This window comes from Verrucosispora sp. NA02020 (assembly GCF_013364215.1).
Taxonomy (GTDB): domain Bacteria; phylum Actinomycetota; class Actinomycetes; order Mycobacteriales; family Micromonosporaceae; genus Micromonospora.
The window spans coordinates 4,469,880-4,491,024 of the sequence record NZ_CP054923.1 but is presented as its reverse complement, the minus strand read 5'-3'; the positions used below and the strand labels follow the sequence as shown (position 1 = coordinate 4,491,024).

General features: G+C 71.9%; 22 protein-coding genes. 10 read left to right on the top strand and 12 right to left on the bottom strand.

Annotated features, from left to right (window positions below; genetic code table 11):
- Nucleotides 1-118 precede the first annotated feature (118 nt).
- Entirely contained in the window at nt 119-1,009 is an 891-nt protein-coding gene (locus tag HUT12_RS19540) for an MHYT domain-containing protein (protein WP_131056350.1), read from the top strand.
- A 74-nt stretch (nt 1,010-1,083) separates the two neighbouring features.
- Here HUT12_RS19540 and HUT12_RS19535 read toward each other — a convergent pair whose 3' ends face one another.
- Entirely contained in the window at nt 1,084-2,646 is a 1,563-nt protein-coding gene (locus HUT12_RS19535) for a chitinase (RefSeq protein WP_176094300.1), read from the bottom strand.
- A 154-nt stretch (nt 2,647-2,800) separates the two neighbouring features.
- On the opposite strand from HUT12_RS19535, the gene HUT12_RS19530 reads away from it, so the two are divergent.
- A complete protein-coding gene (locus HUT12_RS19530) occupies nt 2,801-3,214 on the top strand; it encodes a type II toxin-antitoxin system Phd/YefM family antitoxin (RefSeq protein ID WP_176094299.1) in 414 nt (137 codons plus the stop codon).
- Here the strand turns inward: HUT12_RS19530 and smpB are convergent, their stop codons facing one another.
- On the bottom strand, nt 3,215-3,730 hold the full coding sequence (gene smpB, locus HUT12_RS19525; RefSeq protein ID WP_176094298.1) for an SsrA-binding protein SmpB: 516 nt from the start codon (nt 3,728-3,730) through the stop codon (nt 3,215-3,217).
- Between the two features lie 111 nt (nt 3,731-3,841).
- Between smpB and HUT12_RS19520 the strand changes: the two genes are divergently transcribed.
- From HUT12_RS19520 to HUT12_RS19510, 3 genes are all read left to right on the top strand, one after another.
- Nucleotides 3,842-4,486 carry a maleylpyruvate isomerase family mycothiol-dependent enzyme gene (locus tag HUT12_RS19520; RefSeq protein WP_176094297.1) on the top strand — a complete coding sequence of 215 codons (645 nt, stop codon included), beginning with the start codon at nt 3,842-3,844 and terminating at the stop codon, nt 4,484-4,486.
- Nucleotides 4,487-4,847: 361 nt separating this feature from the next.
- A complete protein-coding gene (locus tag HUT12_RS19515; RefSeq protein WP_162854383.1) occupies nt 4,848-4,991 on the top strand; it encodes a hypothetical protein in 144 nt (47 codons plus the stop codon).
- Entirely contained in the window at nt 4,991-6,238 is a 1,248-nt protein-coding gene (locus HUT12_RS19510; protein ID WP_254876888.1) for a putative sulfate exporter family transporter, read from the top strand. The genes HUT12_RS19515 and HUT12_RS19510 overlap by 1 nt, the downstream gene beginning before the upstream one ends.
- 185 nt (nt 6,239-6,423) lie before the next feature.
- On the opposite strand, the gene HUT12_RS19505 is transcribed toward HUT12_RS19510, so the two are convergent.
- Genes HUT12_RS19505 through HUT12_RS19495 form a run of 3 tightly spaced genes read right to left on the bottom strand, consistent with a single transcriptional unit; the run spans nt 6,424 to nt 8,944 of the window.
- On the bottom strand, nt 6,424-7,152 hold the full coding sequence (locus tag HUT12_RS19505; RefSeq protein WP_176094296.1) for an ABC transporter ATP-binding protein: 729 nt from the start codon (nt 7,150-7,152) through the stop codon (nt 6,424-6,426).
- A complete protein-coding gene (locus tag HUT12_RS19500) occupies nt 7,125-7,985 on the bottom strand; it encodes an ABC transporter permease (protein ID WP_176094295.1) in 861 nt (286 codons plus the stop codon). The genes HUT12_RS19505 and HUT12_RS19500 overlap by 28 nt, the downstream gene beginning before the upstream one ends.
- Complete coding sequence (locus HUT12_RS19495; RefSeq protein ID WP_176094294.1) at nt 7,982-8,944, bottom strand: aliphatic sulfonate ABC transporter substrate-binding protein; 963 nt, start codon at nt 8,942-8,944, stop codon at nt 7,982-7,984. The genes HUT12_RS19500 and HUT12_RS19495 overlap by 4 nt, the downstream gene beginning before the upstream one ends.
- 167 nt (nt 8,945-9,111) lie before the next feature.
- Between HUT12_RS19495 and HUT12_RS19490 the strand changes: the two genes are divergently transcribed.
- Complete coding sequence (locus HUT12_RS19490; protein ID WP_176094293.1) at nt 9,112-10,281, top strand: LLM class flavin-dependent oxidoreductase; 1,170 nt, start codon at nt 9,112-9,114, stop codon at nt 10,279-10,281.
- 21 nt (nt 10,282-10,302) lie between these two features.
- On the opposite strand, the gene HUT12_RS19485 is transcribed toward HUT12_RS19490, so the two are convergent.
- The 3 genes from HUT12_RS19485 to HUT12_RS19475 are packed head-to-tail and all read right to left on the bottom strand — an operon-like array spanning nt 10,303 to nt 13,305.
- Complete coding sequence (locus tag HUT12_RS19485) at nt 10,303-10,812, bottom strand: NUDIX domain-containing protein (RefSeq protein ID WP_176094292.1); 510 nt, start codon at nt 10,810-10,812, stop codon at nt 10,303-10,305.
- Between the two features lie 59 nt (nt 10,813-10,871).
- Complete coding sequence (locus HUT12_RS19480) at nt 10,872-12,917, bottom strand: glycogen debranching N-terminal domain-containing protein (RefSeq protein ID WP_176094291.1); 2,046 nt, start codon at nt 12,915-12,917, stop codon at nt 10,872-10,874.
- A gap of 1 nt (nt 12,918) precedes the next feature.
- Nucleotides 12,919-13,305, bottom strand: a complete 387-nt coding sequence (locus tag HUT12_RS19475; protein ID WP_131056572.1) for an SCP2 sterol-binding domain-containing protein — start codon at nt 13,303-13,305, stop codon at nt 12,919-12,921.
- A 571-nt stretch (nt 13,306-13,876) separates the two neighbouring features.
- On the opposite strand from HUT12_RS19475, the gene HUT12_RS19470 reads away from it, so the two are divergent.
- Nucleotides 13,877-14,191: a TraR/DksA C4-type zinc finger protein gene (locus HUT12_RS19470; protein ID WP_131056570.1), complete on the top strand. Its 315-nt coding sequence runs from the start codon at nt 13,877-13,879 to the stop codon at nt 14,189-14,191.
- A gap of 21 nt (nt 14,192-14,212) precedes the next feature.
- Here the strand turns inward: HUT12_RS19470 and HUT12_RS19465 are convergent, their stop codons facing one another.
- A complete protein-coding gene (locus HUT12_RS19465; RefSeq protein WP_176094290.1) occupies nt 14,213-14,728 on the bottom strand; it encodes an ATP-binding protein in 516 nt (171 codons plus the stop codon).
- Nucleotides 14,729-14,824: 96 nt separating this feature from the next.
- Between HUT12_RS19465 and HUT12_RS19460 the strand changes: the two genes are divergently transcribed.
- Nucleotides 14,825-15,184, top strand: a complete 360-nt coding sequence (locus HUT12_RS19460; protein ID WP_176094289.1) for a VOC family protein — start codon at nt 14,825-14,827, stop codon at nt 15,182-15,184.
- A gap of 44 nt (nt 15,185-15,228) precedes the next feature.
- Here HUT12_RS19460 and HUT12_RS19455 read toward each other — a convergent pair whose 3' ends face one another.
- Together HUT12_RS19455 and HUT12_RS19450 are read right to left on the bottom strand one after the other, a co-directional pair.
- Nucleotides 15,229-16,053, bottom strand: a complete 825-nt coding sequence (locus tag HUT12_RS19455; protein WP_176094288.1) for an alpha/beta fold hydrolase — start codon at nt 16,051-16,053, stop codon at nt 15,229-15,231.
- Nucleotides 16,050-16,925 carry an SDR family oxidoreductase gene (locus HUT12_RS19450; protein ID WP_176094287.1) on the bottom strand — a complete coding sequence of 292 codons (876 nt, stop codon included), beginning with the start codon at nt 16,923-16,925 and terminating at the stop codon, nt 16,050-16,052. The genes HUT12_RS19455 and HUT12_RS19450 overlap by 4 nt, the downstream gene beginning before the upstream one ends.
- Before the next feature lie 215 nt (nt 16,926-17,140).
- Here HUT12_RS19450 and glpK point away from each other — a divergent pair, with 215 nt between their 5' ends.
- Nucleotides 17,141-18,658: a glycerol kinase GlpK gene (gene glpK / locus HUT12_RS19445; protein WP_131057081.1), complete on the top strand. Its 1,518-nt coding sequence runs from the start codon at nt 17,141-17,143 to the stop codon at nt 18,656-18,658.
- A gap of 149 nt (nt 18,659-18,807) precedes the next feature.
- Nucleotides 18,808-20,139: a carbohydrate-binding domain-containing protein gene (locus HUT12_RS19440; RefSeq protein WP_131057079.1), complete on the top strand. Its 1,332-nt coding sequence runs from the start codon at nt 18,808-18,810 to the stop codon at nt 20,137-20,139.
- Between the two features lie 149 nt (nt 20,140-20,288).
- On the opposite strand, the gene HUT12_RS19435 is transcribed toward HUT12_RS19440, so the two are convergent.
- The gene (locus HUT12_RS19435; protein ID WP_176094286.1) at nt 20,289-21,095 is read right to left on the bottom strand and encodes a TetR family transcriptional regulator; all 807 of its coding nucleotides are present in this window, start codon (nt 21,093-21,095) and stop codon (nt 20,289-20,291) included.
- Between the last annotated feature and the right edge of the window lie 50 nt (nt 21,096-21,145).

Here is a 21,145-nt window from a genome sequence, read left to right as displayed (position 1 = left end):
AATCGTGACAACACGGCGTGAAGTGCCTCCGAACGCCTATTGTGCCTGCTCCGGTGCTCCCCGATCATGTCTTCGGCGCGTCGCTACGCGCTGGTAGCAGCTCTGGGGGGAGCCCGTTGTGGCGGAAATCAATCATTTTGAATACGGATGGATCACGCCGGCGATCAGTTACGCGCTGTCGGTGCTGGGTTCCATCCTCGGCCTGATCTTCGCGGGCCGGATCCGGATCGCGCAGTCCACCGGGCAGAAGATCTGGTGGGGGACGCTCGCGGCGTGGGCGCTCGGCGGCACCGCGATCTGGACGATGCACTTCATGGCGATGCTCGGCTTCGCGGTGACCGGCTCGCGGATCCGGTACGACGTGCCGATCACCGTCGTCAGCGCGCTGCTGGCGGTGATCGCGGTCGGCATCGGCCTGGCCATCGTGGGCACCGGCCGGCTGTCGGCGGTACGCATCCTGGCCGGCGGCCTGTTCACCGGTCTCGGTGTGGCGGCGATGCACTACACCGGCATGGCCGCGATGCGACTGGACGGCCAGATCGGTTACGACACGCTGCGCGTGGTGGCGTCCATCGTGATCGCGGTGGTTGCCGCCACCGTGGCGCTCTGGCTCGCGGTGACCGTCCGTCGCGGGCTGGCGATCTTCGGCTCGGCGCTGGTGATGGGCGTGGCGGTCAACGGCATGCACTTCACCGGGATGAGCGCCATGTCGGTGCACCTGCACGACCAGCGGACCGACATCGCCGGGGCCACGGTCAGCACCATGCTCCTGCCGATCGTCCTGCTGGTCATCTTCGGCGTGGTGGGCCTGGTGTACGCCCTGCTCGCCGCGCCGACCGAGGAGGACCGGGCGGCGATGGCGTACCTGGACTCCCTGCGCGACCCGGCCGTGGCCGCGCCGGCGCCGGCCGCCGTCACCGCTCCCGACCCGGTCGGACTGCGGGCCCGGTCGAGCCTGGCCCGGCCCGGCGCCCAGTTCCCGTCCCGCCGGGACCGCCCGACTCGCTGAGTGTCGGCCCGGCCCCAGGGCCGGTGGTGGCCCCGAGCAACGGCGCTCGGGGCCACCACCGTGTGTGCCGTGGATCAGGACAGGGCCTTGAGGAACGGGCCGTGGGTGCGGCCGAACTCCCACTGGTAGAAGCGGTCCCAGTTGATCGACCACGTCATCAGGCCACGGAAGTTCGGGTTGGTGCCGCTGCGGGGCGTGTAGCCGCCGCAGTTCTGCCCCCGGACCAGGCAGGTGACGGCCGCCTGCACACCGGCCGGGGCGACGTAGCCGTTGCCGGCGCTGACCGACGACGGTGCGCCGAAGGCGACCTGGTCCTCCCGCAGCGCGGGGAAGACGCGGTCCGGGTTGCCGGCCACCGGGAAGCCGGCGAGCAGCATGTCGGTCATCGCGATGTGGAAGTCGGCCCCGCCCATGGTGTGGTACTGGCCGTCCAGTCCGACGATCGGGCCGGAGTTGTAGTTCTGCACGTGCAGCACGGTCAGGTGGTCCCGCAGCGCGTGGATCACCGGCAGGTACGACCCGGCGCGCGGGTCCTGGCCGCCCCACGGTCCCGGCCCGTAGAACTGGTGGCCGAGCTGGACGAAGAACGTCTCCGGGGCCATCGTGAGCAGAAAGCCAGGCCCGTAGCGCTGCGTGAGCGTACGGATCGCCGAGATCAGGTTCACCACGACCGGGGTGGTCGGGTTGCGGAAGTCGGTGTCGCCGGGGTTCAGGTACAGGGAGTGGCCCTCGAAGTCGATGTCCAGCCCGTCGAGGCCGTACCGGTCGACGATCGCCGACACCGAGCGGACGAAGGTGTCCCGGGCGGTGGTCGTGGTGAGCTGGACCTGTCCGTTCTGCCCGCCGATGGAGAGCAGCACCTTCTTGCCCTGTTGCTGCTTGGCGCGGATCGCGGCGGTGAATTCGGCTTCGCTCTCCACCCCCGGGCACTCGGCGACCGGGCAGAGCTGGAACCGGATGTCGCCGGAGGTGACCGTGGTGGGCTCACCGAAGGCGAGGTTGATGACGTCCCAGTCGGCCGGTACGTCGGCCATCCGCAGGTAGCCGGAGCCGTTGGCGAAGCTGGCGTGCAGGTAGCCGATCAGGGCCCGTCGGGGCAGCCCGCCGGTGGGCGGCGTCGTCGGGGGCGGCGTGGTGGGGGGCACGGTGGTCGGTGGCGGGGTGCTGGGCGGTGTCGTGGTGGGCGGCGGTGTGATGGGTGGCGCGGTGGTGGGTGGCGGGGTGGTCGGTGTGCCGCCGCCGCAGGAGGCGCCGTTGACCCGGCAGTCGGTGGGGGATCCCGGGCCGGTGGCCAGGAAGCCGAAGGAGGCCGAGGCGCCCGGGGCGAGGGTGCCGTTCCACGACCGGTTGGTGAAGGTGTGCCGCTGGCCGACGCTGCTGACGGTGGCGTCCCAGAAGGAGCCCAGGGCCGTCCCGGCGGGCAGCGTGAAGGCGACCTGCCAGGAGGTGATCGTGCTGCTGCCGCCGTTGGTGACGGTGTACCTGCCCTCCCAGCCGGTGCCCCAGTCGGCGGTCTTCACGAAGCTGGCGGTGGGACCGGCGGCCTGTGCCGGGGTGGCCGCCACCAGCGTGGTGGCGGCGATGGTGGCCAGGGCCGCGACGGCGGTGAGCAGTAGATGTCGGGTGGGGCGACGCATCCGGACCTCCCGGGGGACGAGGGCCGTCGAACGACGGATGCATAATTATTAAGATTGTTTACTGTAGATGTCCAGGGTTCGGTGGTGGCCCGACGGGCACGGTCCCTGATGGACGGTCGCGGAAAGTGTCGTACCCCGCACGCACCATGTATTCATGGCTGTCCCCGCCCTCACCCCAGGCACCGTCCCGCCACGCTCGCTGCCGCTGCGCGAGGCGCGCACCCGGCTGAGTCAGCTCGTCGCCATGGCGGAGCTGACCGACACCGTCACCGTGATCACCCGCGACGGCGATCCCCGTCCGGTCGCCGCGATCGTGCCGGCCGGCGCGGTGCGCACCGCCGCCCAGACCCGCGCCGACGCCGACCGGCTCGCCGAGGTCACCGCCGGCTGGGCCCGTCGACTGGAGGCCCAACGGGAGCAGAGCGGCCGTCGCCACGCCGCCGAGCTGCGCGCGGTGACGACCGCGCTCGCCGAGGTCTGGGCCGAGCTGGAGCGCCGCGCCCCGGCCGGTGGCGACGCCGCGCTCGCCCGGCTGCGCGCGGCCCACGAGCACCTGCTCGCCGGCTGATCACCGACCGGTCGCACGCCCCTCGGCGTACCGGCCCGTCCGCCCCTTGAGGCGACGACCCATCTCCCGGGCGATCTCCCGATCGGCGTCCCGGGCGGCCAGCGCCTGCCGCTTGTCGTACGCCTTGCGGCCCTTGGCCAGCGCCAGCTCGACCTTGGCCCAGCCGCCCGAGAAGTACATCGACAGCGGCACGAGGGTGAACCCGCCCTCGCGGATCTGTGCCAGGATGCGTTCGATCTCCACCCGGCGCAGCAGCAGCTTCCGGGTCCGGCGGGGCGCGTGGTTCGTCCACGTGCCGTAGCCGTACTCCGCGATGTGCAGGCCGTAGAGCATGATCTCGCCGTCGAGTTCCTGCGCAAAGGCGTCGACGAGCGAGACCCGCTTCTCCCGCAGTGACTTGACCTCGGTGCCGGCCAGCACGATCCCGGCCTCGTAGGTCTTGAGGATCGTGTAGTCGTGCCGCGCCCTGCGGTTCGACGCGACGACCGTCCGCTCGCTGTCACCGGAGGTGCCCACCCGGCGAAGGATAGTGCCTGGCCGCCCCGGCCGCGCAGGTCGGCCCAGGAGGTCCCTGAGGTGCCGCCTCGCCTCCACCGCCCGATGCCGGTCGCCGTAAGCTGCTCGGCGATGAACTCCGTCGACTCCAGCGATTCCGCTCGCACCGCCGCCCAGATCGTCGCCGCCCGGGGCGCCCTGGCCGACGATCTCGCCGATCTGACCGATGCCCAGTGGGTCACCCGCTCGCTCTGCGGCTCCTGGACCGTCGAGGAGACGCTGGCGCATGTGACCTCGGCCGCGCGGATGACTCCGTTCCGCTGGATCCGCAGCATGGCCGCAGCCGGGTTCCGCCCGGACGTGCACAACCGGCGACGCCTGCGCGAGCACCTCGGCGCGACGCCCGCCGAGACGCTGGCGACGTTCCGGGCCGCCGTGTCCGCCACCACCGCGCCGTCCGGGCACTCCGCCGCGTGGCTGGGCGAGGTCGTCGTGCACGGCCAGGACATCCGCCGCCCGCTCGGACTGCACGGTGGGCCGTCGGTCGAGGCGGCCACCACGGTCGCCGAGTTCTTCGTGTCCAGGAACTTCGCCGTCAACAGCCGCACCGTGGCGAAGGGCCTGCGGTGGGAGGCGACCGACGGACCGTTCCGCAGCGGTGCCGGTCCGGTCGTCCGAGGAACGACGGAAGCGCTGGTGATGGTGCTCGCGGGCCGACGCGCCTACCTCGCGGACATCACCGGTGAGGGTGTCGAGACCGTGGGCGCCCGCATCTAGGGCATCGGCGCGTTACCGCGCCGACCCGGTGCCGACCCAGGGGGCTGGGCCTCGCCGCCGGTCGCCGCGGCTCCGGCGGCCATGTCGTCGTTCGTCGAGGAGATGGAGACCGCCCGGATCGTGGACAGCTCTTGTATTCCTACTTTCTCGGTAGGAATATAGGTCGGTGGTCACCGATCTGCGACTCACCTCCCGCCGGGTCGTCGACCTGATGCGGGTCGCCTCGGAGCTCTGTACCCGCTCGGGCCGCGCCTGACCGGCGCGAGCCCGACGACGAGCCCGTCCGCCGGTGTCACCCGGCCACCCCGCGCGCCCGTACGCCTCCGCGTCGCCGTGCCCTCTCACCCCCGGAGGAACCTCCATGAGTGCCCCCGCACCCCAGCCCACCCCCACCACGCCGGAGAGCCGGTTCGCCGTCAACGAGGACTGGGCCGCGACCCTCCTCGGTCTGGTCCTGCTCGGTCTGGTCCTGATCGGTGCCATCCCCGCCGGGCTGGTGCCCTGATGACCACCGACGCCAACCGACCCGCGACCGGCACCGACTCCGAGACCGCCACCGGCTCGACGGCCGCTGCGGACGCCTCCACAGTGGGCGCGACCGGTGCGCCCGTACGGACCGAATCGGCACCCGCCGGTCCGGCCGCCCTGCCGCCTGCCGCGACACCGCCGGCCGACGGCTCCTTCTGGGCCTGGACCGCCGTCGGCCTGCTGGTCGTGCTCGTCCTCGCCGTCCTGACCCGCTACCTCGAACAGAACGTGCCCACCTGGGTCGAGGGCACGGCGGTCGAGGACGTCGCGGGCGCAATCGAATACCCGGTGTACGCCATCCTGCTGGGCCTGCTCGGCAACGCGGTGGTGACGCTGACCGGGTGGCGTGACCGGATCGCCGCCGCGTTCCGCACCGAGTTCTTCATCAAGACCGGTCTGGTCCTGCTCGGCGCGTCGATCAACCTGGCGGTCATCGCCAGCGCCGCCGGGCCGGCCATCGCCCAGGCGTTGCTGCTGATCAGCGGCGTGTTCCTGTTCACCTGGTGGCTCGCCGGGCGGCTCGGTCTGGACGACAAGCTGCGCGCCCTGCTCGCCTCCGCCGTCTCCATCTGCGGAGTCAGCGCCGCCATCGCCGCCGCCGGTGCGGTACGCGCCCGCCGGGAACAACTGGCGTACACGGCCAGCCTGGTGATCGTCTTCGCGTTGCCGTCGATCTTCCTGCTGCCCTGGCTGGCCGACGTGCTCGGGTTGGAGTCGGCGGTGGCCGGCGCCTGGATCGGCGGCAACATCGACACCACCGCCGCCGTCACCGCCGCCGGTGCGCTGGCCGGTGACGAGGCGTTGCAGATCGCCAGCATCGTCAAGGTCACCCAGAACGCGCTGATGGGCGTGGTCGCGGTGGCGCTGACCGCGTACTTCGCGCTGCACGTCGAGCGTCGGGCCGGCGCGGCCCGTCCGGGGCTCGGCGAGCTGTGGCGCCGGTTCCCGAAGTTCGTCCTCGGCTTCGTCGCCGCGTCGGTGATCGCCACCTGGTATCTCGACGTCGCCGGAGCGGACGGCAAGGCCACCATCGCGATCGTCAACGACCTGCGGACCTGGTTCTTCATCCTGGCCTTCGTCAGCATCGGCCTGGAGGTGCGGGTGACGGCGCTGCGGCAGGCCGGGTGGCGGCCGGTGGTGGTATTCGGCGCCGCCACCGTGTTCAACCTGGTCCTCGCGCTGGGCCTCGCCTCGGTGCTGTTCGCCGGCTTCTCGACGAGCTGAGGCGAGGCCGGACGCGCGGCGCGGGAACCGGGTCCTCCCACCGGTTCCCGCACCGCGTCCGACTGTGGATCACCCCGAGCTGGCGCTCGGGGACCAGAGCGACCCGGGATACGCTGCTCGCCTTGGCCGGAGAGTTGGCCGGAGAGTTGGTCAAGCAGGCCGCCTGAGCGGCGAGACTCCCGTCCTCAGGTGGGTACGCCGAGTCGGTCGAGCAGGCGGCGGCGTAGCGCGCCGAAGGCCGGGTCGTCGGGAGTCCGGGTCGGGCCGAGGGGTACGTCCAGTTCCTCGGCGATGACGCCGGACTCCAGCAGGAGCAGCCGGTCGGCGAGCAGCAGTGCCTCTTCGACGTCGTGGGTGACCAGCAGCGCGGCGAAGCCGTGTTCGGCGCGTAGCCGGCGCAGCAGTGCCTGCATCCGGAGTCGGGTGAGCGCGTCGAGCGCGCCGAAGGGCTCGTCGAGCAGCAGCACGTCGGGTTCGCGTACCAGGGCTCGGGCGACCGCGACCCGCTGTGCCTGGCCGCCGGAGAGTTCGGCGGGCCAGGCGCGGTGGCGGTCGGCGAGGCCGACCTCCGTCAGCGCCCGGTCGACCCGCTGGGCCACGTCCGGGCCGGAGAGCCCGAGCGCGACGTTGTCGGCGACCCGTTTCCACGGCAGCAGCCGGTGCTCCTGGAAGACGACCGCGGCGGTGCCGCGCAGGGCGGTCTCGCCGGTGGCCTCCTCGTCGAGGCCGGCGAGTACGCGCAGTAGGGTGCTCTTGCCGGAGCCGCTGCCGCCGAGCAGGGCGACCACCTCGCCCGGCGCGATGCTCAGCGAGGCACCGGCCAGCACGGTGGTGGTGCCGAAGTCGCGGCGTACGCCGGTCGCGGTCAGCACCGCCGTCGCGCCGGTCAGGTTGCCCGAAGTCCGCGTCGCCATGACAGCGTCCTCCTTTCCAGGGTGCGGATGGCCACGTCGGAGAGCAGCCCGAGCAGGGCGTAGACGAGCAGGCCGAGGACCACCACGTCGGTCTGGCTGAACTCGCGGGCCTCCATCATCAGGAAGCCGATGCCGGTCTGGGCGTTGACCTGTTCGCCGACCACCAGGCTGAGCCAGGCGGCGCCGATGGCCAGGCGGAGGCCGAGGAACAGGGCGGGCAGCGCGCCGGGCAGCACCACGTGCCGCAGCCGGGCGACGGTGCCCAGTCCACACGTACGGGCCGCCTCGACAAGTCTCTCGTCGATGTCCCGGATGCCGGCGTAGGTGTTGAAGTAGAGCGGGAAGAAGGCGCCGAGGGCGACCAGGCTGATCTTCAGTGACTCGCCGATGCCGACCCAGATGATCAGCAGTGGTACCAGCCCGAGGTGCGGCAGCATCCGGGCCATCTGGACCGGTGGGTCGATCAGGTCGTCACCGAGCCGCAGCAGCCCGGCGACGGCGCCGAGGATCAGGGCGAGTCCGCCGCCGATGAGGAGTCCGGCACCGGCTCGGCTGAGCGAGTCGAGCAGGTGGGTCAGCAGGGTGCCGTCGCTGGCCAGGCGCCACCCGGTGGCCAGCACGGTGCTCGGCGCGGGCAGCTTCTCCGGCGCGAGCCACCCGGCCCGGGCGGACAGCTCCCAGGCGGCCACCAGCAGCACCGGGCTGGCCAGCCGCCACCAGGCGACCGTCGGGATCGTGGTGCGTCGCCGCCGTTCGGCGGGCCGGGGCGTACCGAGATCTGCGGGGCCCGATGTCGCCGGCGCCTCGACGGGTGGCGCGGTCGCCCTGGTCACCGGTACACCTCGGTGAAGCGGTCGTCGATGCGGGAGCGGATGTCGACCGGGCCGGGGATGAGTTCCAGGGTGGCGAAGCCGTCGGCGATGGCCTGCAACTCGTCGCCGACCGCGGGGGTGACCGGGGCGAGGGCGCGGGCGCTGCGGTCCAGGGCCCGGCTGGTCACGTCCTCGGGGATCTTCAGCTCGGGGGCGAGCACCGCGGCGCGTTCGGCCGGGTTGGCGATGCCCCAGTCGGTGACCGTCCGGTACGTCCGCAGGAACGACTCGATCTGCGGGGACTTCTCCGCCAACGCGTCCGGGTGTGCCAGCACGTACTCGCGGTTGCTGGCCAGGCCGGTGGCGTCGGCCAGGATCCGGACGCCGGGGCGCTCGGCGAGGGCGAAGTACGGGTCCCAGATCACCCAGGCGTCGACCTGCCCGTTGTCGAAGGCCGGTCGCCCCTCGGCGGGCTTGAGGTACTTCACGTTGATGTCCTGCAACGTCAGGTCGTTCGCCTCCAGCAGCCGGACCAGCAGCCAGTGCACGTTGGAGCCCTTGTTCAGGGCGACCGTCCGTCCCTTCAGGTCGGCGAAGGTCCGGATCCCGGAGTCCTCCTTGACCAGCACCGCCTCACCCTGCGGGATCGGCTCGGAGGTCCCGATGACGGAGAACGGGATCTTGCCGGCGGCGGCGAAGATCGGCGGTGCCTCTCCGGTCTGTCCGATGTCGATCGAGCCCGCCTTGAGCGCCTCGGTCAGCGCCGGGCCGCTCTCGAACAGCGACCACTCGGCGTCCGGCGCCTCGCCGCGCGCCTTGACCAGGCTCAGCCCGCCGAACCGCTGGTAACCGATGCGCAGCCGGGGAGTGTCGTCGTCGCCGCTGGCCGACCCGCCGCACGCGGTGAGGCCGACCGCGGCGACCAGGGCGAGCGCCGTGAGCAGGGCGGTGCGGGCACGACGTGGGGGAGGGGTACGCATGAGGGCTCCTGGACACGGGAAGAGGGGATCGGCGGACATCGACGGAAGTCCGGGACGGCAGCAGCCTACTAAACCGATAGGTTTTATCGGTAGTCTGTCCGCATGGTCGTCCCATCTCTCAGGAGTGGACGGCCGGACCCACCCCTGCGCGCCTGAAGGATCGAGTCATGTCGTTGACGTTCCACTGGTTCCTGCCCACGTACGGCGACAGCCGGGACATCGTCGGCGGCGGGCACGGCATGTCGGCGGGAAGGGCCGGCGGCTCCCGCCCACCCACCATCGGCTACCTCGGCCAGATCGCCCGTACGGCGGAGCAGCTCGGCTTCGTCGGCGCGCTGACCCCGACCGGGGCCTGGTGCGAGGACGCCTGGCTGACCACCGCCATGCTCACCGAGGTCACCGAGCGGCTGAAGTTCCTGGTCGCCTTCCGGCCCGGCCTGCTCTCGCCGACCCTCGCCGCGCAGATGGGCGCCACCTTCCAGCGCCTCTCCGAGGGGCGGCTGCTGGTCAACGTGGTCACCGGTGGCGAGTCGCACGAGCAGCGGGCGTACGGCGACTTCCTGGACAAGGAGGCGCGGTACGCGCGTACCGACGAGTTCCTGCACGTGGTGCGGGCGCTCTGGCGCGGTGAGACGGTCGACCACGCGGGTACGCACGTCCGTGTCGAGCAGGCCCGTCTGGCCCGCCTGCCGGAGCCGGCCCCACCGGTCTACTTCGGCGGCTCGTCGGCCGCGGCCGGCCCGGTCGCCGCCCGGCACAGCGACGTCTACCTCACCTGGGGTGAGCCGCCGGCACAGGTCGCCGCCAAGCTGGACTGGATCCGCAAGTTGGCCGCCGAGGCCGGGCGGACGGTCCGGTTCGGCATCCGGCTGCACGTCATCTCCCGGGACACCGGCGACGAGGCGTGGGCGCAGGCGCGACGGCTGCTCGACGGCATCGCCGACGCGGACATCACCGCCGCCCAGGAGGGGCTGCGCCGCAGCGAGTCCGAGGGTCAGCGCCGGATGCTCGACCTGCACGGCGGCTCCCGGGACGGCCTGGAGATCTCGCCCAACCTCTGGGCCGGCGTCGGGCTGGTCCGGGGTGGTGCGGGTACCGCCCTGGTGGGCAGTCACACCGAGGTCGCCGACCGGATCGCCGAGTACCACGCGCTCGGCCTGGACGAGTTCGTGCTCTCCGGGCACCCACACGTCGAGGAGGCCTACTGGTTCGGCGAGGGGGTGCTGCCGATCCTGCGCGCACGGGGGCTGTGGCACCACCCGGCGGGCGCGCCGACGGTGTCGCAACCCGCCGGCATCCCGTTCGCCACCCCGCCGGTACCCACCGCCCGGCGCTGATCCGCGCGGAGGTGGGTGGCGTCAGCGCCGGGCGGCGAAGAAGTCGGCCAGTACCCGGGTGTGGGTGGAGAACGCCAGCTCGGTCGGCTCGGTCAGCACCAGCCATTCGGTGGCCTCCGCCGTCGGCGTCGACGGCGGAAGCTCCTCGGCCCGGCGGGCCGGCAACTCACCGAAGATCATCATGGTGCCGCCGGCCGGTGCGTTGTGCACCGCGACCAGTCGGGCGTCGGCCGCGTCCGCGCGCAGCCAGGTCTCCTCCCACAACTCCCGGACCAACGCCTCGCGCCAGTCCTCGCCGTACTCGACGAAGCCGCCGGGCAGCGCGAGCAGGCCGCGCGCCGGCTCGATGTCCCGTCGCACGACGACCAGGCCGAGGCCGTCGGCGGTCCGCACCGGCAGCAGCGCCACGGCCACCGGCAGCGGGTTGCGCCAGACCGTCTGGCCGCAGGCCGCGCAGACCCGGGGCCACCCGGCGTCCGCCGGATAGGCGGCACCACAGTACGAGCAGTGCGAGTACGGCAGGCCGGTCATGCCGCTGCACGTTACCCGCCGGACGGCTGCGCACCTGCGCCGCCGCCGATCCCGTCCGCTCAGGGCGCGCCCGTGCGGGCGTTGCCGATCGCGTCCTTGCGACCCCAGCGACCAGGGATGTCGAGCAGCTCGATCCGGCCGAACCGCTGGGGGATCGCCGGATGCACCACCAGGTGCTCACCGTACGGTTCCAGGCCGAGCAGGGTACGCAGCAGCAGGAAGATCGCGCCGGTGGCGGAGGCCTGCGGGCTGTTCGCCGCCGGATACGGCACCGGGAACCGGGTCAGCGCGCGGTCGTAGCCGGCGAACGACTCCGGTACCCGCCCGGCGAAGTGCTGCGCCGCGTCGATGATGCTCTCCGCGATGACGCCCGCCTCGGCCAGGAAGCCGTACCGGCGCAGCCCCATCGCGATCAACGAGTTGTCGAACGGCCACACGGTGCCGACGTGGTAGCCGAGCGGGTTGTAGCTGACCTGTTCGGTGGCGAGCGTGCGTACGCCCCAGCCGGAGAAGAGCCGGGGCCCGAGCAGGTGGTCGGCGACGGCGGCGGCCTTGTCGTCGTCGGCGATGCCGCTCCACAGCAGGTGCCCCATGTTCGACGCCAACGCGTCCACCCGGTCGCCGTCGGGGCCCAGCGCCAGCGCGAAGTACCCACCGTCGTCGATCCAGAAGTCCCGGTTGAACCGCTGCTTGAGCTCCGCCGCCTGTTGCTCCAGGCGGTCGGCGTACGCCGGGTCGTCCCAGAACTCGCGGGCCAGCCGGGCACCACGCCGTTTCGCGTCGTACGCGTACCCCTGCAACTCGCACGTGGCGCGGGGCAGCCCGGGCAGCCGGCCGTCGCGATAGCAGATCGCCTCCGGGGAGTCCTTCCAGCAGTGGTTCTTCGCCCCGCTGCGGTCGTTGCGCGGCTGGTACCAGATGTACCCGTCGCCGCGTACGTCGCCGTACTCGTCGATCCAGCGCAACGCGGCCCGGGCGGTGTCCTCCAGTTCGCGGACCAGCGCACCGTCACCGGTCCAGCGTTCGTACTCGTCGAGCAGCACGACGAAGAGCGGCGTGACGTCGGCCCCACCGAAGTACGGCGACTGCGGGCGTTCCTCGAAGGCCGCCAGCTCGCCGTACCGGAACTCGTTGAGGATCTTCCCGGGCTCCTCGTCCCGGAAGTCGTCGAGCACCGTGCCCTGGTTCAGCGCGAACAGGCGCAGTGCGGTGGTGGCCAGGCGGGGCACGAAGGGCAGCGTCTGGAAGCAGGTGAAGATGCTGTCCCGGCCGATGAGCGTCGCCGACCAGGGCAGTCCGGCCGCCGGCATCGACTCGTTCGGTGTGGCCAGCGGGGTGTACCGCAGACCCGCCAGGTCCACCAGCCCGCGCCGGTAGGTGGTGGCCATCGGCTCCCAGTCGCAGGTGAGCTGGGGTGCGTCGGCCAGCCACTCGCTCAGGTCGTGGTGTAGCCGCGCCCCCTTCTGGTGCCCGTGGTGGCCGAGCCGGGTCCGGATGTCCTCGCCGTTGGGGCTGGGGACCAGGCCGTCCACCTGGAGCCTCGTGCTCCACCTGCCCTGCCGCTCGACCCGGATCCGGAATGTCAGCCCGCGCTCGTCGATCTCGGCGGGTTCGGAGGAGGAGACGTCGGTGAGCCGGTGGAACCTCTCCCGCCGGTATCCCAGCCGCAGACGGTCGGCGGAGACCTCGCGGTAACCGCGCAACGTCGAGGCACGCGGCCAGACCACGTTGTAGATCGGGGCGAAGTCGCTGTCCACCTCGACGCGCAGGACGTGGTCGACCGGCTCGCCGGTGTGGTTGAGCACGGTCAACTGCTCGACGAAGCCATAGCCCGAGATCCACCGGTCCCGGATCACCGACACCTTGGCGTCCACGTAGTGGGTGGGATGGCCGGGGACCAGGAAGAACCTGATTTCGTAGTAGCTGGGGTCGTGCACGGCCAGCGGGTGCAACTCCTCGCCGTCCAGGCGCAGCCGCCAGGTCGACAGGAACCGGGTGTCGAAGGCGAAGAATCCGCTCGGGTTGGTGGGGCTGAACGCCATGTCGCCGTTGTCCTCGCTGAGCGCGAAGACGTTGCCGTCGAGGATGCGGACCAGCTTCTTCACGTCAGGCCCGATCCCGGGCCGGGCCGCCGCCTCCGGCTACCTCCCGGGGGTGCCGGGCGCCCGGTGGCGGGGCGAAGATCCGCTCAAGCATGATCACGAGCCGGAACTCGCCGTCCGCGGTGAAGTCGTTGCGCAGCCAGGCAGGCAGCGGCTTGACCTCGCCGTGCGCCATCCGCAGGAACAGCGCCTCGTCGGTGCCGATCACCGTGTCCGCGGGGGCCGCCTCGCCCCGGGAGACCGTCACCCGCCCGTGGTCGATGCGGACCAGCCAGTGGTCGACGTGGTCGGGGTAGCGCAGGTCGAAACGGACCGTGCCGCAGACCTGGCGCAGCATGCGACCGCCGTCGCGCGCGAGACCGGCGAAGAAGTGGTGCACCGCCTCGGACATCCCACCTCCTGCGGACCGGCGGCAGCAGACGGCGACCGCCCCACGGCGCGGCGGACGTGCCGGTCAAGCTGCGGTATCTGTCACCTTAGCGGCTTTGGTGCGCATACGGGCGGGTCTGATGCTGGGACCGCCGGCATTTGCCATTGGATTCCGGTGCCACCCCACCTATGGTGGTGCGATGCATCCCACCGCGCTGCTGGACCGCGCCGCCGTCGCCACGGCGGTGCCGCTGGCGGCTGCGCTGGGTCGGTGCGCCGCGACGCGACCGGCGTGGGTGTCCGCGCGGGCCGGTCACGGCCAGCCGCGTCCCGCCGGTCGAGGCCCCCCGGCATCCCGTCGCACAGACACGACGGCCAGGGGCGAAGCGGACAGCTTCGGCCCTTTTCTATTTTCCGAGGAAGGAAGCTCAGCATGAGCGAGCAGGGCGAGCGAATCATCAGGTGCGGTGCGGTGAGGTCTCATGGCGGCACGCAGCGGAGCGGAGTGACGGCATGAGCGAGCAGGGCGAGCGAATCATCAGGTGCGGTGCGGTGAGGTCTCATGGCGGCACGCAGCGGAGCGGAGTGACGGCATGAGCACGAATACGTACGACCCGCAGTGGCGCACCGAACTCCGAGCGACGTTGACCCACGAGTTCGAGGCGCAGACGGCCCGCCTGACCGAGCTGACGGCCGACACCGGCGACCCGGCGGAGGCGCTCACCAACGGCGCGCTGATCGCCGCCACCCGGCAGAGCCTGGAGCAGATCACCGGAGCGCTGCGCCGTCTCGCCAACGGCAGCTACGGCAGCTGCGAGAAGTGCGGCACCACGATCCCTCAGGAGCGCCTGGAGATCCTGCCGCACGCCCGCTTCTGCGTGCCCTGCCAGCAGAAGCACAAGGGCTGACGCGGGTACCGGCTGCCGCGCCTACCGGCGCGGCAGCCCCTCGCCGCCGCCGGGCGGACCGCCGGGGGGTGGCCCCGGCAGCACGGTCGGCTGGTCGGTCAGGCTGGCGGTGACGGTGGCGGTCATGCCGTCGGGCCGACGGGTGAGGGTCAGCGCTCCGGTGAGCTGGTGGGCCAGCCAGAGGCCCCGTCCACCGGCGGTGGTGGTCGCCGGCAGATGCACCGTCAGGTCGGCGTCGGGTTCGTCCCCGTGGTCGGAGACCTCGCAGACGAGCAGGTCGGCCCGGCGGATCAGGTCCAGACGACCCTGCCCGCCGCCGTGCAGCACGGCGTTGGTGACCAACTCGTGCACGGCCAGGACGAGATCCTCGGCCAGGTCGCCGGTGAGTCCGGCGGCGGCGATCCGCGCGGCGAGCAGGTGCCGCAACGGCGTCACCGTCTGTGCGGTGAACGACTCGGACAACAGGCAGGTCTCCTCGCCGACCCCCGACATCGGGCCGCCGGTGCCACCGGCGTCCGGTTGGGCGAGGTTGCTCATGCAGGCAGGTTACGTCGTCCCCAGGTATCTGCGACTCTTGCCAAGCAGCAAGTATCGCGGTCCGGGTGCTGCTCGGGGCCCGACTAGCATGATCGAATGCCGCAGCTCGCCGCGATCGTCATCCATTGCCGTGATCCTTACCTGATGGCCCCGTTCTGGAGCCAGGTCACCGGCCTTCCGGTGGCGGCCGAGGACCGGATCAAGCTCGCCGACCGTACCCTCGGGCCGACCGAGTCGGTGCTGCTGCGCCACCCGGCCGGAAGCGGACCGGACATCTGGATCGCACCCGCCGGGGACCTGCCGCCGGTCGGCCGGATCCACCTGGACCTGGTCGCCGAGGACGACGAACTGGCGGCGGTGGTGGCCGCCGGGGCCACCGTGCGGCACACACTGCCGCGCTGGACCGTGCTGACGGATCCGGAGGGACACGAGTTCTGCCTGTTCCGCCGGCACTGATCGCCGTTCCCACGGCATCGCACCGGGCGGGAGCGTCGGCCCGATCAGCCCGCCGGGGCCGAACGGTCGGCCGGGCGGGGCAGCGCACCGGTGGTCTCCAGGATCAGCGTGGCGACCGCCTCGGGATCGTCGCTCATCGGCACGTGACCGCAGCCGGAGAGGGTCTGCACGCGGGCGCCCGGCAGCTCGGCGCGGGCCCGTTCGGCCTGATGGACGCCGAAGATGCGATCTCGGTCACCCCAGCCGATGGTGACCGGTGCCGCGCACGCCCCGAGCGCGCCGCAGTCGACCCGGTAGCCCCGCGCGGCACGGGCGACGGTGCCGAAACCGGCACACCGGCGCAGGGCGAGCGCGTCGGCCAGAGCCCGCTCGGCGTCCAGCGCCGCCGGACGGGCCACCAGCGGGCCGAGACTCCACGCGCGCAGGCCCGGCGAACGCAGTGCGGCCCGGATCAGCGGCGTGGGCAGGTGGCTGGTGACCCGCATCCAGCTCAGGGCGCGCAGCGCCCGACGGCGTTCGGCGTCGGTGAAGAACCCGGCGGGGGAGAGCGCGGTGACCGAGGCGGCCAGCCCGGACACGGCCAGCTCCAGGCCGATCGCGCCGCCGAGGCTGTACCCGGCGACGTGCGGCCGGTCCAGCCCCCAGTCGGCGAGGACCGGCCGGATGGTCGCGATGATGGCCGCCATGTCGGTGGGCATCCCGGTCGGCGGCACCGGGGACTCGCCGAAGCCGGGCAGGTCGATCGCGATCACGTCGTGATGCGCGGCGAGCCGGTCGAAGACCGGGTCCCACGCCTGGTGGCGGTGCCCGATGCCGTGCACGAGCAGCAACGGCTCCCCGGTCCCGGCCCGCCGGAAACGCAGCGTCACGAGCCGCCCCCCTCCACCGAGGTGCGCCCGAAGGATCGCCCCAGCAGGCGTACCTCGTCCTCCATCTGCGTGACCATGGTCGTACCCCCGAAGCGGGTGATCACCGCGTCGGCCAGCCGGCTCTGCGCGATCGGCCGCATCGCCTGGACCAGCCCGATCGAGCGCGGCACGTACACCTTGCGGCGGCGGCGCTCGATGCCGCGCAGCAGCTCCTCGGCGCACCGCTCGACGCTCACCACGGTGTTCAGCGGCCAGGGCAGCCGGCGTTGGGCCTCCCGGAACGAGGCGAGATCGTCGCGCAGGTCGCGGACCATGTCGGTGTCGATCCAGATGGGGTGGGCGGTGCCCACGGTGAGGCCGTGTCGATGGTTCTCCAGGCGCAGGACGTTGCCGAACTGCTCCGCGCCCGCCTTCGACGCGCAGTACGCGGCCATCCCGGGCATCGCGCCGAAGGCCGCCGCCGAGGAGACGATCAGCACGTGCCCCCGGGCGGCGAGCACCTGCGGCAGGGCCGCGCTGACGGTACGCACCACGCCGGTGAGGTTGACCTCGATGGTGCGCGCGAGCGCGTCGACCGGACCCAGCGCGACCGTCCCGAGGTTCGCGATGCCGGCGTTGGCCACCACCACGTCGATGCCGCCGAACCGCTCGACGGTGGAGGTGACGGCGTCGTCCAACGCGGACTGGTCGGTCACGTCCGCCTCGTACCAGTGGCCGTCCAGCTCGACGGCGAGCTGCCGCAGCAGCGCCGGCTCCAGACCGACCAGTGCGACGCGGGCGCCCCGGGCGGCGGCGCGCCGGGCCAGCTCCGCGCCGATGCCCCGGGCCGCTCCGGTGATCAGGATCGTCCGGTCGCGAAGGTCGTACCGCATCGGCGTGCTCCCTGTCCCGGTCGGCGCCGCCGGTGGTGGTGGCGCGGTGGGCGACCGGACGGAACCAGACCGTACCGCGACCTGTGGTCGGCAGCGCGGCGGAGGCCGCCGGCCGAGGGGCACGAGCGTGCAGCTCGGCGTCGTCCTGCTGCGGACATCGGGGTCGACATCGGGAAGGATCGGCCCGACGACCACGACGAGCAGGAGACCCCCGCATGGCTGACTTCGTCGGTGCCGTGGACCAGGGCACCACCAGCACCCGCTTCATGATCTTCGACCACGGCGGTAACGAGATCGGCCGTCACCAGCTCGAACACCAGCAGATCCTGCCGTGCGCCGGGTGGGTGGAGCACAATCCGCTGGAGATCTGGGAGCGGACCCGGACCGTCGTGCGTACCGCCCTGAACACGCACGGCATCGCCGCCTCCGACCTCGCGGCGCTCGGCGTCACCAACCAGCGGGAGACGACGGTGGTGTGGAACCCGCGCACCGGCCAGCCGTACTACAACGCCATCGTCTGGCAGGACACCCGCACCGACCGGATCGCCGCGGCGCTGGAGCGCGACGGGCGGGGCGACGTGATCCGCAGGCGGGCGGGCCTGCCCCCGGCGACCTATTTCTCCGCAGGCAAGATCCAGTGGATCCTGGAGAACGTCGACGGGGTACGGGCCGCCGCCGAACGCGGCGAGGCGGTCTTCGGTAACACCGACACCTGGCTGCTCTGGCACCTCACCGGCGGTCCCGACGGCGGCGTGCACGTCACCGACCCCACCAACGCCAGCCGGACCATGCTGATGGACCTGGAGACGCTGGACTGGGACGACGAGCTGCTGTCGTTCTTCGACATCCCCCGGGTCATGCTGCCCGCCATCCGCCCCTCGTCCGACCCGCACGCCTACGGCAGCACCCGCCCCGACGGTCCCTTCGGCGGCCCGGTGCGGATCACCGGCGACCTGGGGGACCAGCAGGCGGCCACCGTCGGGCAGGTCTGCTTCGCGCCAGGCGAGGCGAAGAACACCTACGGCACGGGCAACTTCATGCTGCTCAACACCGGTACGGAACTGGTCCGGTCAAAGGCCGGCCTGCTCACCACCGTGTGCTACCAGTTCGCCGGGGCGGACCCGGTCTACGCGTTGGAGGGCTCGATCGCGGTCACCGGGTCGGCCGTGCAGTGGCTGCGTGACCAACTCAAGATCATCAACAGTGCGGGGCAGAGCGAGGACCTGGCCCGCCAGGTCTCCGACAACGGCGGGGTGTACTTCGTACCCGCCTTCTCCGGCCTCTTCGCCCCGTACTGGCGGTCCGACGCGCGCGGCGCCATCGTCGGGCTGTCCCGCTACAACACCGACGCCCACATCGCGCGGGCCACGTTGGAGGCCATCTGCTACCAGAGCCGGGACGTGGCCGAGGCGATGGCCCAGGACTCGGGCGTGGCCCTGGAGTGCCTGAAGGTCGACGGCGGCGTCACCGTCAACGACCTGTGCATGCAGTTGCAGGCGGACGTCCTCGGGGTGCCGGTGAGCCGGCCGGTGGTCGCCGAGACCACCGCCCTCGGTGCCGCGTACGCCGCCGGGCTGGCGGTCGGCTTCTGGCGGGACACCGGCGAGCTGCGGGCGAACTGGAACGAGAGCCGGCGCTGGCAGCCGACCTGGTCGCCGCGACAGCGGGCGGAGGGCTACGCCGGCTGGCAGAAGGCGGTACGCCGCACGCTCGACTGGGTCGACGTGGACTGACCGGACGGCGGCGGACCAGACGGGTTTCCATCACGTTTCGTGGACACGCCATCACTGCGTGTTGGTGACGCGTTCCCGGGATGTCCGGTCGGTCTGCCTTAGCATCCCGATGTCCGGCAGGTGCCGGTGTGGGACAGGGAGGGGCAAACATGCGGATCACGCGGGCCATCGTGGCGATCGTGGTCGTGTTGTCGGCCGGCGTGCTCGCGGGCACGGCGAACGCGGCGGAGCCGTCACCGTTCACGGTGGTCAACGGGTCGATCAACCCGGCGACCGGCACGCCCGTGCCCCCGTCGGGCACCCACGCCACCCTGTGGCGCAACAGCAGTCACGCCACCACCGTGCTGCAGGGCTCCGGCCAACTGGTGATCGGCGCGATCGGCGACGAGTGCGACGGCTGGCCGGTCGTCCGGGTGAGCGTGGGCGGCCAGCCCGTCGGCGAGGTGACCGTCACCAGTGCCACCGACTACGGCAGCTACCTGGTCGGCGCGCCGCTGGCGTACGGGCGGCACTCCGTCCGCATCGAGCTGGTCAACGACCGCTACACCGCCGCCTGCGACCGCAACGTGCACGTGGCGTACGCCCGGACGGAGGAGGCCGGGCCGGTCGACACCACGTTCGGCTTCGCGGTGGTGCCGGACACCCAGGAGGAGGTGCTGACCTCGGGCGACACCCGGATGCGGCAGCGCATCGACTGGCTGGTGGCCCAACGCACCGCCCTGGACCTGCGCTTCGTCACCCACTCCGGGGACGTGGTCAACTACGACACCCCCGACCACGTGCAGTACGCCCGCGCCAGTGCCGCCCTGCGTCCACTGGAGGCGGTCGGCCTGCCGTACACGCTGGCGGTCGGCAACCACGACACCCAGGTCTTCGGTCCCGACGGCGTGCTGCGCAGCCCGGCCGGGCCGTTGCTGCGCGACACCACCACCTTCAACCGGTACTTCACCGCCGACCGCTTCGGGGTGGTCGGAGGCCGCTTCGAGCCGGGCAAGGTGGACAACGCGTTCGCCACCTACCGTGCCGGTGGGGTGCAGTGGCTGGTGCTGACCCTGGAACTGTGGCCCCGGAGGGCGGCGGTCGCCTGGGCGCAACAGGTCGTCGCGGCCCACCCCCGGCACAACGTGATCGTGGTGACCCATCACTTCCTGGAGAGCGACGCCACCATCGGCCAGAGCGCCGGCTTCGGGTCGACGAGCCCGCAGTACGTCTTCGACAACCTGGTCCGTCGGTACGCCAACATCCGGTTCGTCTTCTCCGGACACACCGGCACCGCGGCGTCGCGGGTGGACACCGGGCTGCACGGCAACCCGATCCACTCGTTCCTCCAGACGTTCCACTCGCCACGGACCAACCCGGTCCGACTGGTGGAGATCGACACGGCCGCCAACTCACTGCGCACCTGGATCCATGCGCCGTACACCGACGAGGACTTCCCGGCCCACAACCGCACCTACACCAACCTCAACCTCATCCGCTGACCCCCGCTGACCCCCGCTGACCCCACCGGCGTGCCCGCCTGCTGTGGTTGATCAAGAAGTTTGGTCGCGACACGCCGACCCCGGTACGACCAAACTTCTTGATCAGCGCGGGGGTGTGGGGTGCGGGTGGGGTGCGGAGGTGGGGGGTCTCAGAACTGGCTCAGAATTGTCTCAGTATCACTATTAGATTCGAGATGGCGGTAGACGGTGGCTCGGGACACCCCGAACTCGGCGGCGATCTCGTCGACCGAGTGGGTGCCCGCCAGGTGCATCCGGCGGGCCGCCGACAACTGGTCGGGGCTCATCGCACGCGGTCGCCCCGGCCGCCGTCGGCCGCCTCGCGGGCGCGGGCCGGCTGCCGGGGCGGTCGGACCGTCCGCGCCAGTGCCGGTGGTCGGCGGAGTGGCCAGCGGGGAGTCCTCCAGCAGTCGGCGGACGCCGTCGAGCATGTCCTCGCGCAGCGCACGTTCGGGTACGTCGGTGAGGAAGAGGACCGGATCGCCGCACATCGCGAGCGCCTGTACCGCCCGGACCCGCTCCCGCACAGCCGGGTTCGGCCCGGCCACGATCTCGTTGGCGCGCATCGCGATCCGCATCAGTCGCTGGTAGTCCGTGCCACGATCGACCAGCGCCAGGTCGTGGTAGAGCATGCCCAGCGAGTGCCGGTGGGCGAGCATGACGTCCACCCAGCCCTCCAGGAGCGACCACCGGGCCTGTCCCGCCGGTAGGGCCTCGGCCCGGTCGAGCAGCTCCTCCAGGTCCCGCACGAACGGCTCGGCGAGGTCGGTGAGCAGGTGTGCCTTGCTGGGGAAGTGATAGAGGATCGCCGCCTTGGTCAGTCGCAGGCGTTCGGCGATCTGGCGCAGCGAGGTGCGTTGGTAGCCCTGCTCGGTGAACATCTGCAACGCCGTACGCAGGATCCTGCTGCGCGTGTCGTCGACTTCCTCCCAGCTCATGGCGTTCAGCGTAGCGGTCCCTGACCGCTGGACGGGCGCTGCGGAAATCC

Bases quoted from the DNA above. Each gene is read 5' to 3' on its own strand.
- HUT12_RS19535 (WP_176094300.1), bottom strand. From the start codon at position 2,646: ATGCGTCGCCCCACCCGACATCTACTGCTCACCGCCGTCGCGGCCCTG.
- HUT12_RS19530 (WP_176094299.1), top strand. From the start codon at position 2,801: ATGGCTGTCCCCGCCCTCACCCCAGGCACCGTCCCGCCACGCTCGCTG.
- HUT12_RS19520 (WP_176094297.1), top strand. From the start codon at position 3,842: ATGAACTCCGTCGACTCCAGCGATTCCGCTCGCACCGCCGCCCAGATC.
- HUT12_RS19515 (WP_162854383.1), top strand. From the start codon at position 4,848: ATGAGTGCCCCCGCACCCCAGCCCACCCCCACCACGCCGGAGAGCCGG.
- HUT12_RS19510 (WP_254876888.1), top strand. From the start codon at position 4,991: ATGACCACCGACGCCAACCGACCCGCGACCGGCACCGACTCCGAGACC.
- HUT12_RS19505 (WP_176094296.1), bottom strand. From the start codon at position 7,152: ATGGCGACGCGGACTTCGGGCAACCTGACCGGCGCGACGGCGGTGCTG.
- HUT12_RS19495 (WP_176094294.1), bottom strand. From the start codon at position 8,944: ATGCGTACCCCTCCCCCACGTCGTGCCCGCACCGCCCTGCTCACGGCG.
- HUT12_RS19490 (WP_176094293.1), top strand. From the start codon at position 9,112: ATGTCGTTGACGTTCCACTGGTTCCTGCCCACGTACGGCGACAGCCGG.
- HUT12_RS19485 (WP_176094292.1), bottom strand. From the start codon at position 10,812: ATGACCGGCCTGCCGTACTCGCACTGCTCGTACTGTGGTGCCGCCTAT.
- HUT12_RS19475 (WP_131056572.1), bottom strand. From the start codon at position 13,305: ATGTCCGAGGCGGTGCACCACTTCTTCGCCGGTCTCGCGCGCGACGGC.
- HUT12_RS19470 (WP_131056570.1), top strand. From the start codon at position 13,877: ATGAGCACGAATACGTACGACCCGCAGTGGCGCACCGAACTCCGAGCG.
- HUT12_RS19465 (WP_176094290.1), bottom strand. From the start codon at position 14,728: ATGAGCAACCTCGCCCAACCGGACGCCGGTGGCACCGGCGGCCCGATG.
- HUT12_RS19460 (WP_176094289.1), top strand. From the start codon at position 14,825: ATGCCGCAGCTCGCCGCGATCGTCATCCATTGCCGTGATCCTTACCTG.
- HUT12_RS19450 (WP_176094287.1), bottom strand. From the start codon at position 16,925: ATGCGGTACGACCTTCGCGACCGGACGATCCTGATCACCGGAGCGGCC.
- glpK (WP_131057081.1), top strand. From the start codon at position 17,141: ATGGCTGACTTCGTCGGTGCCGTGGACCAGGGCACCACCAGCACCCGC.
- HUT12_RS19440 (WP_131057079.1), top strand. From the start codon at position 18,808: ATGCGGATCACGCGGGCCATCGTGGCGATCGTGGTCGTGTTGTCGGCC.
- HUT12_RS19435 (WP_176094286.1), bottom strand. From the start codon at position 21,095: ATGAGCTGGGAGGAAGTCGACGACACGCGCAGCAGGATCCTGCGTACG.